The sequence below is a fragment of the Salmonella sp. SAL00670 genome, from assembly GCF_046552235.1.
GTDB lineage: Bacteria > Pseudomonadota > Gammaproteobacteria > Enterobacterales > Enterobacteriaceae > Salmonella > Salmonella enterica.
In genome coordinates, this window is record NZ_JBGDUO010000002.1 from 140,734 (window position 1) to 155,201 (window position 14,468).

15 protein-coding genes and 2 tRNA genes are annotated in these 14,468 nt (G+C 54.1%); 8 read left to right on the forward strand and 9 right to left on the reverse strand.

Annotated features, from left to right (window positions below):
- Positions 1-3 precede the first annotated feature (3 nt).
- From ACLJRS_RS08080 to pncC, 7 genes are all read right to left on the reverse strand, one after another.
- A tRNA-Arg gene (locus ACLJRS_RS08080) sits at positions 4-77 on the reverse strand.
- A gap of 3 nt (positions 78-80) precedes the next feature.
- Positions 81-173, reverse strand: a tRNA-Ser gene (locus ACLJRS_RS08085).
- A 303-nt stretch (positions 174-476) separates the two neighbouring features.
- The gene (gene csrA, locus ACLJRS_RS08090) at positions 477-662 is read right to left on the reverse strand and encodes a carbon storage regulator CsrA (protein WP_000906486.1); all 186 of its coding nucleotides are present in this window, start codon (positions 660-662) and stop codon (positions 477-479) included.
- Between the two features lie 234 nt (positions 663-896).
- Positions 897-3,527, reverse strand: a complete 2,631-nt coding sequence (alaS, locus tag ACLJRS_RS08095) for an alanine--tRNA ligase (RefSeq protein WP_000047229.1) — start codon at positions 3,525-3,527, stop codon at positions 897-899.
- A 235-nt stretch (positions 3,528-3,762) separates the two neighbouring features.
- On the reverse strand, positions 3,763-4,263 hold the full coding sequence (gene recX / locus ACLJRS_RS08100; protein WP_001294859.1) for a recombination regulator RecX: 501 nt from the start codon (positions 4,261-4,263) through the stop codon (positions 3,763-3,765).
- Between the two features lie 116 nt (positions 4,264-4,379).
- Positions 4,380-5,441, reverse strand: coding sequence for a recombinase RecA (recA, locus tag ACLJRS_RS08105; RefSeq protein WP_000963152.1), 1,062 nt, complete (start codon positions 5,439-5,441; stop codon positions 4,380-4,382).
- An 84-nt stretch (positions 5,442-5,525) separates the two neighbouring features.
- A complete protein-coding gene (gene pncC / locus ACLJRS_RS08110) occupies positions 5,526-6,023 on the reverse strand; it encodes a nicotinamide-nucleotide amidase (protein ID WP_000132239.1) in 498 nt (165 codons plus the stop codon).
- A gap of 195 nt (positions 6,024-6,218) precedes the next feature.
- Between pncC and ACLJRS_RS08115 the strand changes: the two genes are divergently transcribed.
- Positions 6,219-6,464: a hypothetical protein gene (locus ACLJRS_RS08115; protein WP_001519391.1), complete on the forward strand. Its 246-nt coding sequence runs from the start codon at positions 6,219-6,221 to the stop codon at positions 6,462-6,464.
- Positions 6,465-6,501: 37 nt separating this feature from the next.
- Here the strand turns inward: ACLJRS_RS08115 and mltB are convergent, their stop codons facing one another.
- The gene (gene mltB, locus ACLJRS_RS08120; protein WP_000476817.1) at positions 6,502-7,581 is read right to left on the reverse strand and encodes a lytic murein transglycosylase B; all 1,080 of its coding nucleotides are present in this window, start codon (positions 7,579-7,581) and stop codon (positions 6,502-6,504) included.
- A gap of 253 nt (positions 7,582-7,834) precedes the next feature.
- On the opposite strand from mltB, the gene srlA reads away from it, so the two are divergent.
- The 7 genes from srlA to gutQ all read left to right on the forward strand — a co-directional run bounded on the left by srlA (position 7,835) and on the right by gutQ (position 12,896).
- Entirely contained in the window at positions 7,835-8,398 is a 564-nt protein-coding gene (gene srlA / locus ACLJRS_RS08125; protein ID WP_000573333.1) for a PTS glucitol/sorbitol transporter subunit IIC, read from the forward strand.
- Complete coding sequence (locus tag ACLJRS_RS08130; RefSeq protein WP_000199039.1) at positions 8,395-9,366, forward strand: PTS glucitol/sorbitol transporter subunit IIB; 972 nt, start codon at positions 8,395-8,397, stop codon at positions 9,364-9,366. The genes srlA and ACLJRS_RS08130 overlap by 4 nt, the downstream gene beginning before the upstream one ends.
- 11 nt (positions 9,367-9,377) lie before the next feature.
- On the forward strand, positions 9,378-9,740 hold the full coding sequence (srlB, locus tag ACLJRS_RS08135; RefSeq protein WP_000111553.1) for a PTS glucitol/sorbitol transporter subunit IIA: 363 nt from the start codon (positions 9,378-9,380) through the stop codon (positions 9,738-9,740).
- An 11-nt stretch (positions 9,741-9,751) separates the two neighbouring features.
- A complete protein-coding gene (srlD, locus tag ACLJRS_RS08140; protein WP_001077372.1) occupies positions 9,752-10,531 on the forward strand; it encodes a sorbitol-6-phosphate dehydrogenase in 780 nt (259 codons plus the stop codon).
- Between the two features lie 76 nt (positions 10,532-10,607).
- A complete protein-coding gene (gene gutM, locus ACLJRS_RS08145) occupies positions 10,608-10,967 on the forward strand; it encodes a transcriptional regulator GutM (protein WP_000255198.1) in 360 nt (119 codons plus the stop codon).
- Positions 10,968-11,164: 197 nt separating this feature from the next.
- Positions 11,165-11,938 (forward strand): glucitol operon DNA-binding transcriptional repressor SrlR, encoded by a 774-nt coding sequence (gene srlR / locus ACLJRS_RS08150; RefSeq protein ID WP_000804536.1) that lies wholly within the window; start codon positions 11,165-11,167, stop codon positions 11,936-11,938.
- Complete coding sequence (gutQ, locus tag ACLJRS_RS08155) at positions 11,931-12,896, forward strand: arabinose-5-phosphate isomerase GutQ (protein ID WP_001278201.1); 966 nt, start codon at positions 11,931-11,933, stop codon at positions 12,894-12,896. Before srlR ends, gutQ begins: the two co-directional genes overlap by 8 nt.
- Here the strand turns inward: gutQ and norR are convergent.
- Positions 12,893-14,413 (reverse strand): nitric oxide reductase transcriptional regulator NorR, encoded by a 1,521-nt coding sequence (norR, locus tag ACLJRS_RS08160; protein WP_000010802.1) that lies wholly within the window; start codon positions 14,411-14,413, stop codon positions 12,893-12,895. The genes gutQ and norR overlap by 4 nt on opposite strands.
- Positions 14,414-14,468 lie beyond the last annotated feature (55 nt).

Sequence of the window (14,468 nt, forward strand, 5' to 3'; positions counted from 1 at the left end):
CGGTGCATCCGGGAGGATTCGAACCTCCGACCGCTCGGTTCGTAGCCGAGTACTCTATCCAGCTGAGCTACGGATGCAAATGGCGGTGAGGCGGGGATTCGAACCCCGGATGCAGCTTTTGACCGCATACTCCCTTAGCAGGGGAGCGCCTTCAGCCTCTCGGCCACCTCACCACACGCCTCTTACGAGTGCTTCGAAGAACTTGTTCTGCTCATCGTCGCTGCGTGGCGCACATATTACTTTCTGGGACTTATAAGTCAAACAATTTTTCCAGAGCTTTTATCGTTTGCACACTTCACGCTCAATTAGTCTGTAAAAAAGCCAAAAAGAGTGTTTTATCAACAGATAATTTGATGACACGCTGGCCGCCAAAAGCGCACCATATCAACAGTGAGGTTGAAAAAAGTCATGAAGGGACAACGCGGGCGAGCGAGAAGAGAGGCTGCGTCTCACCCGAAAAGTGAGACGCGAAAACCTTAGTAACTGGACTGCTGGGATTTTTCAGCCTGGATACGCTGGTAGATCTCTTCACGATGGACAGAAACTTCTTTCGGGGCGTTCACGCCAATACGCACCTGGTTGCCCTTCACCCCTAAAACTGTCACGGTGACCTCATCGCCAATCATGAGGGTCTCACCAACTCGACGAGTCAGAATCAGCATTCTTTGCTCCTTGAAAGATTAAAAGAGTCGGGTCTCTCTGTATCCCGGCATTATCCATCATATAACGCCAAAAAGTAAGCGATGACAAACACCTTAGGTGTAAGCAGTCATGGCATTACATTCTGTTAAACCTAAGTTTAGCCGATATACAAAACTTCAACCTGACTTTATCGTTGTCGATAGCGTTGACGTAAACGCCGCAGCATGGGCTGCGGCGCCAACGAACGCTTATAATTATTGCAATTTTGCGCTGACCCAGCCTTGTACACTGGCTAACGCTGCAGGCAGAGCTGCCGCATCCGTACCACCGGCTTGCGCCATGTCCGGACGACCGCCACCCTTACCGCCCACCTGCTGAGCGACCATCCCAATCAATTCCCCTGCTTTAACCCGGTCGGTCACATCCTTCGACACGCCCGCAATCAGAGAAACCTTACCTTCAACAACCGTTGCCAGTACGATAACGGTAGACCCCAGTTGATTTTTCAGATCATCAACCATGGTTCGCAGCATTTTCGGCTCAATACCAGCAAGCTCGCTGACCAGGAGCTTCACGCCGTTGAGATCGACCGCTTTACTGGAAAGATTTGCACTCTCCTGCGCTGCGGCCTGGTCCTTCAACTGCTGCAACTCTTTTTCCAGCTGACGTGTACGTTCCAGTACGGCACGCACTTTGTCGCCCAGATTCTGGCTGTCGCCCTTCAGCAGATGCGCAATATCGTTTAAGCGATCGCTTTGCGCGTGAACGGTGGCCATAGCGCCTTCACCGGTTACCGCCTCAATACGACGAATGCCCGCTGCGGTGCCGGACTCAGAGATAATACGGAATAGACCGATATCACCGGTACGACTGGCGTGAGTACCGCCGCACAGTTCGGTAGAGAAATCGCCCATGCTCAGAACGCGTACACGTTCGTCATATTTCTCGCCAAACAGCGCCATGGCGCCTTTCGCCCTGGCCGCGTCGAGATCCATGATGTTCGTTTCAATCGGCAGGTTGCGGCGAATTTGCGCATTCACCAAATCTTCAACCTGACGAATCTCCGACGGCTTCATCGCTTCATTGTGCGAGAAGTCGAAGCGCAGCACTTTATCGCTAACCAGCGAACCTTTCTGCGCAACGTGTGTCCCAAGCACCTGGCGCAACGCCGCGTGCATCAGGTGCGTGGCGGAGTGGTTCAGACGGATACGTGCGCGGCGCGCTTCATCTACGTCAGCCTGTACCGCATCGCCCACTTTCAGAGCGCCCGCAGACAATTTGCCGAGGTGACCAATCGCCTGACCATATTTTTGCGTGTCGTCCACAGCGAAAGTAAATCCAGCGCCTTTCAGCTCGCCTTTATCACCAACCTGACCGCCTGATTCCGCATAGAATGGGGTCTGATCCAGCACGACAACCGCTTCCTGTCCCGCGTTAATCGCTTCAACCGCTTTACCATCGACAAACAGCGCGGTCACTTTGCCGTTCAGTTCCAGATGGTCATAACCTTTAAATTCAGAAGCGCTGTCAACGCGGATCATCGCGTTGTAGTCCGCGCCAAAACCGCTAGCTTCGCGCGCGCGACGGCGTTGCTCTTCCATAGCGGCTTCAAAACCAGCTTCATCGACTTTGATGTTGCGCTCACGGCAGACGTCCGCCGTTAGATCGACCGGGAAACCATAAGTATCATACAGACGGAAAGCGGTTTCGCCGTCCAGGGTGTCGCCCTGCAATTTCGCCAGTTCTTCATCCAGCAGCGCCAGACCGCGCTCCAGCGTACGGGCGAACTGCTCTTCTTCCGTTTTCAGAACCTGCTCGACCTGCGCCTGCTGACGTTTCAACTCTTCGCCTGCGGAGCCCATTACCTCAATCAGCGGCCCAACCAGCTTGTAGAAGAAGGTCTCTTTCGCGCCCAGCATGTTGCCGTGACGAACCGCGCGACGAATAATGCGACGCAGCACATAGCCACGGTTTTCATTCGACGGCAGCACGCCATCGGCAACCAGGAATGCGCAGGAACGGATGTGGTCGGCGATAACACGCAGCGATTTATTACCCAGATCGGTGGCGCCGGTGACTTTCGCTACCGCTTCAATCAACGTGCGGAACAGGTCGATGTCATAGTTAGAGTTAACGTGTTGCAGTACCGCGGCAATACGCTCCAGCCCCATACCGGTATCTACAGACGGTTTCGGCAATGGTTCCATCGTCCCGTCAGCCTGACGGTTGAACTGCATAAAGACGATGTTCCAGATCTCAATATAGCGATCGCCGTCTTCTTCCGGGCTTCCCGGAGGGCCGCCCCAGATGTGGTCGCCATGATCGTAGAAGATTTCGGTGCACGGACCGCAGGGTCCGGTGTCGCCCATCTGCCAGAAGTTATCCGATGCGTATGGCGCGCCTTTATTGTCGCCGATACGGATGATACGCTCGCGCGGGATGCCGACTTCTTTTTCCCAGATCTCATAGGCTTCGTCGTCGGTTTCATAAACGGTGACCCATAAACGCTCTTTTGGCAGAGCAAACCAGTTTTCACCGGTCAGTAATTCCCATGCGAACTGAATGGCGTCGTGTTTGAAGTAATCGCCGAAGCTGAAGTTGCCCAGCATTTCGAAGAAAGTATGGTGACGTGCAGTGTATCCGACGTTTTCCAGATCGTTGTGTTTACCCCCCGCGCGTACGCAACGCTGGGAAGTGGTTGCACGGGAATAATTACGTTTATCGAGCCCAAGGAAAACATCCTTGAACTGGTTCATCCCGGCATTGGTAAACAACAAAGTGGGGTCATTGTTAGGCACCAGGGAACTGCTGGCAACTACCTGATGCCCTTTACTATGGAAAAAGTCGAGAAACGCCTGACGGATCTCAGCGGTGCTCTTGCTCATAATTATCCTGAAATCAAGCTACACTTCATCCTTCAGGCCGCCTCTGCGTTGGCTGCGAGTTTCCCGGTCACGCGTTCCCGAGGCTCACTTGCCGCTTTGATGCGGCTTGAATGATTTTGTGTATTTAAGGAATATTCGTCGCAGACGCTGTTCGCCGTTAAGCAACCCGCGTCCAGACGGAAAAAGTGGGAATAAGATAAGTTTTCTTTACCGGGAAGTAAAATCCCGTATGCGCTCAATCTGCAAAATTTCGCCATATTTGCTGGATATCGTCCATCAGATACCCGCGATAGAGCAAAAAGCGCTGTACCTTAACCTTTTCTGAAAAGTTTGAAGGGAGCGGCTCGCCATATTTGCGAACGGCCTGTTCACGTGCCATTTCACTCCAGTCAATTTCACATTCTCGCATCGCTTTTTCAGTCAATTCACGGGAAATGCCTTTCTGATTCAACTCCTGGCGAATACGCGCCGGGCCATAGCCTTTGCGGCTACGACTGGCGATAAAGCGCATCACGAAGCGCTCGTCATCAAGATAGTGATGTTCGTGGCACCAGGCGATCACGCGTTCATAATCGTCTGCCGTCGCATCAATCTCTTCCGGCCCATTTTTGCCCATCACCGGCGCGGAGAGTTTACGCCGTAATTCCTGCTCGCTGTGATCGCGGACAGCAAGAATACGTACCGCACGATCAAGGAGACGAGCATAAGCGGGACGGCGCGATGTGGGTTCACTCATAAAAAACCTTAACAGGGAGAAATGCCAAAAGGGCCGCATAAATGCAGCCCTTGATGGTAATTTAACGTTTTGCTGAATGGCGGCTTCGTTTTGTCCGACCCACCATCACCTGATGATTAAAAATCTTCGTTGGTTTCTGCAACGCCTTCGCTATCGTCAACGGCGAAATCGGGCGTGGCATTCTGATTACTCAACAGTAATTCACGAACCCTTTTCTCGATCTCTTTCGCTGTCGTCGGGTTCTCTTTCAGCCAGGTAGTCGCGTTCGCTTTACCCTGGCCAATCTTCTCGCCGTTGTAGCTGTACCATGCGCCCGCTTTCTCGATCAGCTTCTCTTTCACGCCCAGGTCAACCAGTTCGCCATAGAAGTTGATGCCTTCACCGTAGAGGATCTGGAACTCGGCCTGCTTAAACGGCGCGGCGATTTTGTTTTTCACCACCTTCACACGCGTTTCGCTACCCACGACATTATCGCCCTCTTTCACCGCGCCAATACGACGGATATCAAGACGAACAGAGGCGTAGAATTTCAGCGCGTTACCGCCGGTGGTAGTTTCCGGGTTACCGAACATCACGCCAATCTTCATACGGATCTGGTTGATGAAAATCAACAGCGTGTTGGACTGTTTCAGGTTCCCCGCCAGCTTACGCATCGCCTGGCTCATCATACGCGCCGCGAGGCCCATGTGAGAGTCGCCAATTTCGCCTTCGATTTCCGCTTTCGGCGTTAGCGCCGCTACGGAGTCGACCACAATGACGTCCACCGCGCCTGAACGCGCCAGCGCGTCACAGATTTCCAGCGCCTGCTCGCCGGTATCCGGCTGAGAGCAGAGCAGGTTATCGATATCGACGCCCAGCTTGCGTGCGTAAACAGGGTCAAGCGCGTGTTCCGCATCGATAAACGCACAGGTTTTACCTTCACGCTGCGCAGCGGCAATCACCTGTAGCGTCAGGGTCGTTTTACCGGAAGATTCCGGCCCGTAAATTTCGACGATACGCCCCATCGGAAGACCGCCCGCACCGAGTGCGATGTCCAGTGAAAGCGAACCGGTGGAGATAGTTTCCACATCCATAGAACGGTCTTCACCCAGACGCATGATGGAGCCTTTACCAAATTGCTTTTCAATTTGGCCCAGTGCTGCCGCCAACGCTTTCTGTTTGTTTTCGTCGATAGCCATTATTACTCCTGTCATGCAACTTGGTATTGAACCGGATAGTGAATTCGTACTGTTGAAGCAATTATACTGTATGCTCATACAGTATCAAGTGTTTTGTAGAAATTGTTGCCACAGGGTTTGTAGCGCGTACGTCGTCGCCTGTCGACGCACCGATTCACGGTCGCCGCTGAAGCATTCCCGACGCGTAATCCCTTCTCCGCTGACGCTGGCGAAAGCAAACCACACCGTACCAACCGGCTTTTCTTCACTGCCGCCATCCGGCCCGGCAATCCCGCTAATAGCGACAGCAAAATCGGCGCGGGCGGCCTTCAGCGCCCCGATCGCCATTTCGACCACTACGGGTTCGCTGACCGCGCCATGCTGCGCCAGAGTCTCTTCACGCACGCCAATCATCTGCGCTTTGGCTTCATTACTATAGGTGACAAAGCCGCGTTCAAACCAGGCGGAGCTTCCGGCGATGTCGGTAATGGCTTTCGCCAGCCAGCCGCCGGTACAGGACTCTGCTGTCGTTACGGTCGCCCCGCGCGCTTTTAACGCCAGCCCGACCTGCTCGCTAAGCCGCATCAGTTCACTGTCAGTCATCATGACCTCTGTCAGTTAGAAATCCTGCCGCACAAGATAGCACTTTCTCACCAGAGATGGGGACGAGCAGTCGATTTTACGAGTCGGATTCCGAAAAAATGCCAGCAGGTTATTTATGCAGAATGAAATGAGGTAGCACATGACTAAATAGCAGTACCATGTCGCTAAATTTACACGCACGGAGAGAAAGCAAGGATGTCACTCAAAAAAACGGAAAGCACACAGCACAAACTGAAACAAACCTGTCAACTACGGCTGTGGTTAATTGTGGGTGGAGTATGTTCATTAGGAATGGGAGTACTGAATATATTGTCGTCAGGCTATTTTGAACCGTATGATGGCGGTCAAATTATCTTAGGCCTGGGATGTCTGGGATATAGTCTGGCACTATCAAAGAAGATATCCCACTTGCAGGCAGAGAATCAGCCCAAAAAGCCATAATAATAGCGGAGGGGGTGCTCCCCTCCCTAAGCGTAAATTAGCGCACCCGCGCCAGCGCTACCGCCTGGCCCAGTTGCCAAACCGCCATCGCATAATGCGTGCTGTGGTTATATCGGGTAATAGTGTAGAAGTTCGGCAGGCCGTACCAGTACTGGTAGCCCGTACCGATATCCAAACGAAGCAGGCTGGCTTCCTGATGATTGCCCAACGATTGCTGCGGCGTTAAGCCTGCGGCGGCAAGCTGAGAGAGGCTGTATTTTGTTTTGAAACCATTCGCCAGTCCCGGCGCCTGACCATTCGCTGGCACCGCAACCGTATCGCCTTTCACCCAACCATGCGCCTTGAAGTAGTTCGCCACACTGCCGATGGCATCTACCGGATCCCACAAGTTAATGTGCCCATCGCCATTGAAATCGACCGCATATTCTTTATAGGAAGATGGCATAAACTGGCCGTAGCCCATCGCGCCCGCAAAGGAACCTTTCAGATTGAGCGGATCGTCTTGCTCATCGCGCGCCATGAGCAGGAAGGTTTCCAGCTCGCCGGAGAAATATTCCGCCCGGCGCGGATAGTTAAATGACAGCGTCGCCAGCGCGTCCAGAATCCGCGTTTTCCCCATGATACGTCCCCAGCGGGTTTCCACGCCGATAATCCCCACGATGATTTCCGGCGGTACGCCGTATACCTGCCAGGCGCGGTTCAGCGCGTCTTCATACTGATTCCAGAACGCGACGCCGTTTTGCACGTTATCCGGCGTAATAAATTGTTTGCGGTAACGAAGCCAGGCGCCATTTGGTCCGGCGGGCGGCTGAGTGGTCGGCGCTTGTCTGTCCATCAGACGCAGGACGTAATCCAGTTTTTTAGACTGCGAGAGGATCTCCTGCAGCTGCTGACGGTCGAAACCGTGTTTACTGACCATTTTATCAATGAACTGCTGCGCATTAGGGTTGTTGGCGAAGTCGCCGCCCATTTGCATGACGTTATGCTGCGGCTCAAGCAGAAAGCCGCCGGAAGGCGTGCCCGTCGTCGCTTGAGTCTCGGAAGATTTTGGCGTGCTGCTACAGGCAGCAAGCAATACGCAAAGTGGAAGTAACGCTACATAACGACGCTTGAACATGAGACATCCATTAAACAAATTCAGCCAGGGAGAAGTATGGTAAAGCATCCCCCGCCGCACAAGGAAGCGGCACAAGAGAATAAATCACCTTTCTCCTCTTTTCAGTTTGTATCCGCTCCCCCACTCCCGCAATCTTTCAAATTAAAATATTTTTCTTTTATTTTGCGATCACAATAACACTTTTTAATCTTTCAACATGATTACAATGAACAGGAAATTAGCAAGAAAACTAAAAACCCTACAGGAGAGAACAATGATCGAAACCATTACACATGGTGCGGAGTGGTTCATCGGGTTATTCCAGAAAGGCGGAGAGGTGTTTACCGGTATGGTGACAGGTATTCTTCCGCTACTGATAAGCCTGCTGGTTATCATGAATGCGCTCATCAATTTTATCGGCCAGCAGCGTATTGAGCGTTTTGCCCAACGTTGTGCCGGAAATCCGCTATCTCGTTACCTGCTTTTACCGTGTATCGGGACATTTGTTTTTTGTAATCCGATGACCCTGAGCCTGGGACGCTTTATGCCGGAGAAGTACAAGCCGAGCTATTACGCGGCGGCCTCCTATAGCTGTCACTCCATGAACGGTCTGTTTCCGCATATCAATCCCGGCGAACTGTTTGTTTATCTGGGTATCGCCAGCGGACTCACCACGTTAGGGCTTCCTCTCGGCCCGCTCGCGGTGAGCTATCTGCTGGTAGGTCTGGTGACGAACTTCTTCCGCGGTTGGGTCACCGATCTCACCACCGCTATTTTTGAGAAAAAAATGGGGATTCAACTTGAGCAGAAAGTTCATCTGACAGGAGCGGTATCATGACACGGGTTCGTATTGAGAAAGGCGCCGGCGGCTGGGGCGGCCCGCTTGAACTGGACGTTACGCCAGGCAAAAAGATCGTCTATATCACAGCCGGTACGCGCCCGGCGATCGTCGACAAACTGGCGCAACTAACAGGCTGGCAAGCGGTGGACGGCTTTAAAGAAGGCGAACCGCCGGAAGCGGAGATCGGCGCGGCCATTATCGACTGTGGCGGTACGCTGCGCTGCGGTATCTATCCGAAACGCCGGATTCCAACCATTAATATTCACTCGACGGGTAAGTCCGGCCCACTGGCGCAGTATATTGTTGAGGATATTTATGTCTCCGGCGTAAAAGAAGAAAACATTACTCTTGTCGGCGAAACGCCTGCCAGTCCCCAGCCTGCCAAAACGACATTAGGACGTGACTACGACACAAGCAAAAAAATCACCGAGCAGAGCGACGGGCTGCTGGCAAAAGTCGGTATGGGAATGGGCTCCGCCGTGGCGGTACTGTTCCAGTCCGGTCGCGACACCATTGATACGGTCCTGAAAACAATCCTGCCGTTTATGGCGTTCGTTTCGGCGCTGATCGGCATCATTATGGCCTCAGGTCTTGGCGACTGGATCGCCCACGGCCTGGCGCCATTAGCCAGCCATCCACTGGGGCTGGTGACGCTGGCATTGATCTGCTCTTTCCCGCTGCTGTCGCCCTTTCTCGGCCCTGGCGCGGTTATCGCTCAGGTTATTGGCGTTCTGATCGGCGTTCAGATAGGCCTGGGCAATATCCCCCCGCATCTGGCGCTTCCCGCCCTGTTCGCGATTAACGCGCAGGCGGCCTGCGACTTTATCCCGGTCGGCCTGTCGCTGGCGGAAGCGAAACAAGACACCGTTCGCGTCGGCGTACCTTCTGTGCTGGTCGGACGCTTCCTGACTGGCGCGCCCACGGTACTTATCGCCTGGTTTGTTTCCGGCTTTATCTATCAATAAGAGGTTCAGACATGAGCGTGATTTATCAAACCACCATCACCCGTATCGGCCAGAGCGCGAAGGAGGCGCTCGGCGAACAGATGCTGATTACGTTTCGGGAAGGCGCGCCGGCGGATATCGAAGAATTTTGCTTCATCCATTGTCATGGCGAACTGACCGGCGCGCTGCAGCCTGGCGCGCGGTGTGAATTGGGCCAACATTGCTATCCGGTCACGGCGGTCGGCAGCGTAGCCGAGCAAAACCTGCGTGAACTGGGGCATATCACTTTGCGCTTCGATGGTCTGCGCGAAGCGGAATTTCCCGGCACCGTACACGTTGCGGGGCCTGTACCGGACGATATCGCGCCGGGCTGTATTTTGACGTTTGTCGCTTAAGGAGAAAAAACATGAATCAAGTTGCCGTTGTCATTGGCGGAGGCCAGACCCTGGGGGCATTCCTTTGCCGTGGGCTTGCAGAAGAAGGATACCGCGTGGCGGTCGTTGATATTCAAAGCGATAAAGCCGCGAATGTCGCCCAGGAAATTAACGCCGATTTTGGCGAAGGTATGGCGTACGGTTTTGGCGCCGACGCTACCAGCGAGCAGAGCGTGCTGGCGCTGTCCCGCGGCGTAGACGAGATTTTCGGGCGCGTCGATCTGCTGGTTTACAGCGCGGGTATCGCCAAAGCGGCGTTTATCAGCGATTTCCAGTTGGGCGATTTTGACCGCTCGCTACAGGTGAATCTGGTGGGCTATTTCCTCTGCGCCCGTGAGTTTTCCCGCCTGATGATCCGCGACGGCATTCAGGGGCGCATTATTCAGATTAACTCTAAATCCGGCAAAGTGGGCAGTAAACACAACTCCGGCTACAGCGCGGCGAAATTCGGCGGCGTGGGGTTAACCCAGTCTCTGGCGCTGGATCTGGCGGAATACGGCATTACCGTACACTCGTTGATGCTCGGCAACCTGTTGAAATCGCCAATGTTCCAGTCACTGCTGCCGCAATACGCCACTAAACTGGGCATTAAGCCCGACGAGGTGGAACAGTATTACATTGATAAGGTACCGCTCAAACGCGGGTGTGATTATCAGGATGTGCTGAACATGCTGCTATTTTATGCCAGCCCGAAAGCGTCTTATTGCACCGGGCAGTCGATCAACGTAACCGGCGGTCAAGTGATGTTCTGACCGTGAATTGCCGGATGGCGCCGTAGGCCGGATAAGACGGTTACGCCGCCATCAGGCAAAACAACAGGAGCACATTATGGTTTCCACTCTGATTACCGTCGCCGTTATCGCCTGGTGTGCGCAACTAGCGCTGGGCGGCTGGCAGATTTCCCGCTTTAATCGGGCTTTCGATAAACTTAGCCAACAGGGGCGGGTCGGCGTCGGGCGCTCCGGCGGACGTTTTAAGCCCCGGGTGGTGGTTGCCGTGGCGCTGGACGAACAGCAGCGGGTGACGGACACTTTATTGATGAAAGGCCTTACGGTATTCGCCAGACCGGTTAAAATTGCCGCAATGCAAGGAAAACATTTGCATGAATTACAGCCTGATGTGATCTTTCCCCATGATTCGCTCGCGCAGAATGCACTATCATTGGCGCTTAAACTGAAACATGGGTAATTTCGTTGTGAATGCGTATAGCTTGCGAAATTATCATTTTGCAACCAATACCCTAAATAATTCGAGTTGCAGGAAGGCGGCGACGCAGTGAATCCCAGGAGCGTACATCAGTACGTGACCGGGGTGAGCGAGGAAAGCCAACGCACATGCAGCGTGAAGTATGACGGGTAAATACATAAGTCAGGGTAATCACGCCTATGAAACCTCGTCAGCGTCAGGCCGCGATTCTGGAGCACCTGCAAAAACAGGGAAAATGCTCGGTTGAAGAACTGGCCCAGTACTTTGACACGACAGGCACCACTATCCGTAAAGATCTGGTCATTCTGGAAAATGCCGGAACCGTCATCCGCACCTATGGCGGCGTGGTGTTGAATAAAGAAGAGTCCGATCCGCCTATTGATCACAAAACGCTTATCAACACCCACAAAAAAGCGCTGATAGCCGCAGCCGCTGTGAAATATATCCATGATGGCGATTCCATTATTCTGGACGCCGGAAGTACCGTGTTACAGATGGTGCCGTTGCTTTCGCGTTTTAGCAACATCACGGTGATGACCAACAGCCTCCATATTGTTAACGCGCTATCGGAACTGGACAACGAACAAACTATCCTGATGCCCGGCGGCACCTTCCGTAAAAAATCGGCGTCATTTCACGGTCAACTGGCGGAAAACGCCTTTGAGCAATTCAGCTTTGATAAACTTTTCATGGGAACTGACGGTATTGACCTGAATGTCGGTGTGACCACGTTCAATGAGGTTTACACCGTCAGTAACGCAATGTGCAATGCAGCACGCGAGGTGATTCTGATGGCGGACTCCTCAAAATTTGGTCGTAAAAGCCCCAATGTGGTGTGCAGTCTGGAAACCGTCGACAAACTGATCACGGACGCGGGGATCGATCCGGCATTTCGTCAGGCGCTGGAAGCAAAAGGGATTGAAGTAATCATAACCGGAGAAAGCAATGAGTGATGCACTACTAAACGCGGGCCGTCAGACCTTAATGCTGGAGCTACAGGAAGCCAGCCGTCTGCCGGAGCGTCTGGGCGATGATTTTGTCCGCGCCGCCAATATCATTATTCACTGTGAAGGCAAAGTGATCGTTTCCGGTATTGGTAAATCAGGTCATATTGGTAAAAAAATCGCCGCGACGCTTGCCAGTACCGGTACTCCCGCTTTTTTTGTTCATCCGGCGGAAGCACTGCATGGCGATCTGGGGATGATTGAAAGCCGCGACGTGATGTTATTTATCTCCTATTCCGGCGGCGCAAAAGAACTCGACCTCATCATCCCGCGTCTGGAAGATAAATCCGTCGCGCTGCTGGCGATGACCGGTAAACTTCACTCTCCGCTGGGGCGAGCGGCAAAAGCCGTTCTGGATATTTCCGTCGAGCGTGAAGCCTGCCCGATGCATCTGGCGCCGACATCCAGTACCGTCAATACGCTGATGATGGGCGATGCGCTGGCGATGGCGGTCATGCAGGCGCGCGGTTTTAACGAAGAAGATTTCGCCCGTTCGCATCCGGCTGGCGCACTGGGCGCGCGTTTGCTCAATAATGTGCATCACCTGATGCGCCAGGGCGATGCAATACCGCAGGTGATGCTTGCCACCAGCGTGATGGATGCCATGCTGGAACTTAGCCGTACCGGGCTGGGGCTGGTGGCGGTTTGCGATGAGCAACATGTTGTGAAAGGCGTCTTTACCGACGGCGACCTGCGTCGCTGGCTGGTGGGCGGCGGCGCGCTCACCACGCCGGTAAGCGAAGCCATGACGCCCAACGGTATTACGCTCCAGGCGCAAAGCCGCGCCATTGACGCCAAAGAGCTCCTGATGAAACGCAAAATTACCGCCGCGCCAGTGGTCGATGAAAACGGCAAACTCACCGGCGCCATTAACCTACAGGATTTCTACCAGGCGGGGATTATCTAATCCTTCAGTCCCAGACGCTTCGCCAGCCGATGCAGGTTGGCGACGTCGGTTTCCAGCGCCCGCGCGCTGGCCGCCCAGTTATGATTATTTTGCGCCAGCGCCTGGCGAATCATCTCTCGCTGGAAGTTCTCCGTCGATTCGCGCAAATTGCGGCAAGTCGGCAGCGCCAGAAAGCTTTCCGCAGGCGGCGCGGGTAAAACGTCCTCTGACAAGGCAAAATGCTGTGCCTCCAGTATCACCTCATCCCCTGCCCGGGTCGCTCTCGCCAGTACAACCGCACGGTGAATGGCATGTTCCAGCTCCCGGACGTTGCCCGGCCAGCCATAGTTGAGCAAATGGCGGCGCGCGCCGGTACTCAGCACCACGCGGGACAGCCCCAGCCGCAGCCGGCACTGCTCGCAAAAATAGCCCGCCAGCAGCACCACATCATCGCCGCGCTCGCGCAGCGGCGGCACAAAGAGCGGGAAAACGCTCAGGCGATGGAACAGATCGGCGCGAAAACGCCCCGCCAGCACCTCTTCACGCAGGTCACGGTTGGTCGCCGCCAACACCCGCACATCCACGCGCAGGCTACGATCGTCGCCGACGCGCTGAATATCGCCATACTGCAACACGCGAAGCAGCTTGGCCTGTAGCGCCAGCGACAGTTCGCCAATCTCATCCAGAAACAGCGTACCGTTATCCGCCATTTCGAACTTACCGCTACGATTACTGATAGCCCCGGTAAAAGCCCCTTTTACATGACCAAACAACTCGCTCTCCGCCACGCTTTCCGGCAGCGCGGCGCAGTTGAGATAGACCAGCGGATTGACCGCTCTGGGGGAGCCCTGGTGAATAGCTTTCGCCACCAGCTCTTTACCGGTCCCCGTTTCACCGCCGATCAGCACGTTAAGATCGGAGCCCGCCACAATCTCGATCTCTTTTTTCAACTGCGTCATCGCCGGCGACAGGCCGATCATGTGCGTCTCTTTTATCGGTTCAAACACGCCTGACGACCCTGGCAGTATGTTCTGGCTTTCCAGTTGTTCAATTAACAGCGCATTGCTCAATGCCCCGGCGGCCAGCGCGGCGACAAGCCGCAGCTCTTCATCGCTAAATACCTCGAACTGCTCCGGCGTCATAGCATCAAGGGTCAGCGCACCGATGAGGTTCTGTCCGGCAAACAGCGGCAGACCAACACAGGCGTGGACTTTCAGGCTTTCCTGTCCGGGAATTAACCCGTCATACGGATCGGGCAAATCGCTATCGGCCGGAAAACGCACCACGTCCCCCGCGCGGGCGATGGCTTCCAGGCGCGGATGCCCTTCCAGGGTAAAACGTCTGCCGAGGACGTCCTGCGCCAGGCCATCAATCGCCAGTGGAATAAATTGTCGTGATTCATAACGCAACAGCGCCGAGGCGTCGCACGCCAGCACCTGACGCAGCGTAGTAATCAGCCGCTGAAAACGATCCTGATGCCCAATGCCGCGTTGTAACTCAATGGCGATGCCCGCCAATACCTCCACGGAAAAACTCATGGTTACCTCATTGTCATTTTGACAACCTATAGTGTCATATTGACAGCATCATTTA

Excerpts from the sequence above, each read along its gene's own strand:
- csrA (WP_000906486.1), bottom strand. The coding sequence starts at position 662 with ATGCTGATTCTGACTCGTCGAGTTGGTGAGACCCTCATGATTGGCGAT.
- alaS (WP_000047229.1), bottom strand. The coding sequence starts at position 3,527 with ATGAGCAAGAGCACCGCTGAGATCCGTCAGGCGTTTCTCGACTTTTTC.
- recX (WP_001294859.1), bottom strand. The coding sequence starts at position 4,263 with ATGAGTGAACCCACATCGCGCCGTCCCGCTTATGCTCGTCTCCTTGAT.
- recA (WP_000963152.1), bottom strand. The coding sequence starts at position 5,441 with ATGGCTATCGACGAAAACAAACAGAAAGCGTTGGCGGCAGCACTGGGC.
- pncC (WP_000132239.1), bottom strand. The coding sequence starts at position 6,023 with ATGACTGACAGTGAACTGATGCGGCTTAGCGAGCAGGTCGGGCTGGCG.
- ACLJRS_RS08115 (WP_001519391.1), top strand. The coding sequence starts at position 6,219 with ATGTCACTCAAAAAAACGGAAAGCACACAGCACAAACTGAAACAAACC.
- mltB (WP_000476817.1), bottom strand. The coding sequence starts at position 7,581 with ATGTTCAAGCGTCGTTATGTAGCGTTACTTCCACTTTGCGTATTGCTT.
- srlA (WP_000573333.1), top strand. The coding sequence starts at position 7,835 with ATGATCGAAACCATTACACATGGTGCGGAGTGGTTCATCGGGTTATTC.
- ACLJRS_RS08130 (WP_000199039.1), top strand. The coding sequence starts at position 8,395 with ATGACACGGGTTCGTATTGAGAAAGGCGCCGGCGGCTGGGGCGGCCCG.
- srlB (WP_000111553.1), top strand. The coding sequence starts at position 9,378 with ATGAGCGTGATTTATCAAACCACCATCACCCGTATCGGCCAGAGCGCG.
- srlD (WP_001077372.1), top strand. The coding sequence starts at position 9,752 with ATGAATCAAGTTGCCGTTGTCATTGGCGGAGGCCAGACCCTGGGGGCA.
- gutM (WP_000255198.1), top strand. The coding sequence starts at position 10,608 with ATGGTTTCCACTCTGATTACCGTCGCCGTTATCGCCTGGTGTGCGCAA.
- srlR (WP_000804536.1), top strand. The coding sequence starts at position 11,165 with ATGAAACCTCGTCAGCGTCAGGCCGCGATTCTGGAGCACCTGCAAAAA.
- gutQ (WP_001278201.1), top strand. The coding sequence starts at position 11,931 with ATGAGTGATGCACTACTAAACGCGGGCCGTCAGACCTTAATGCTGGAG.
- norR (WP_000010802.1), bottom strand. The coding sequence starts at position 14,413 with ATGAGTTTTTCCGTGGAGGTATTGGCGGGCATCGCCATTGAGTTACAA.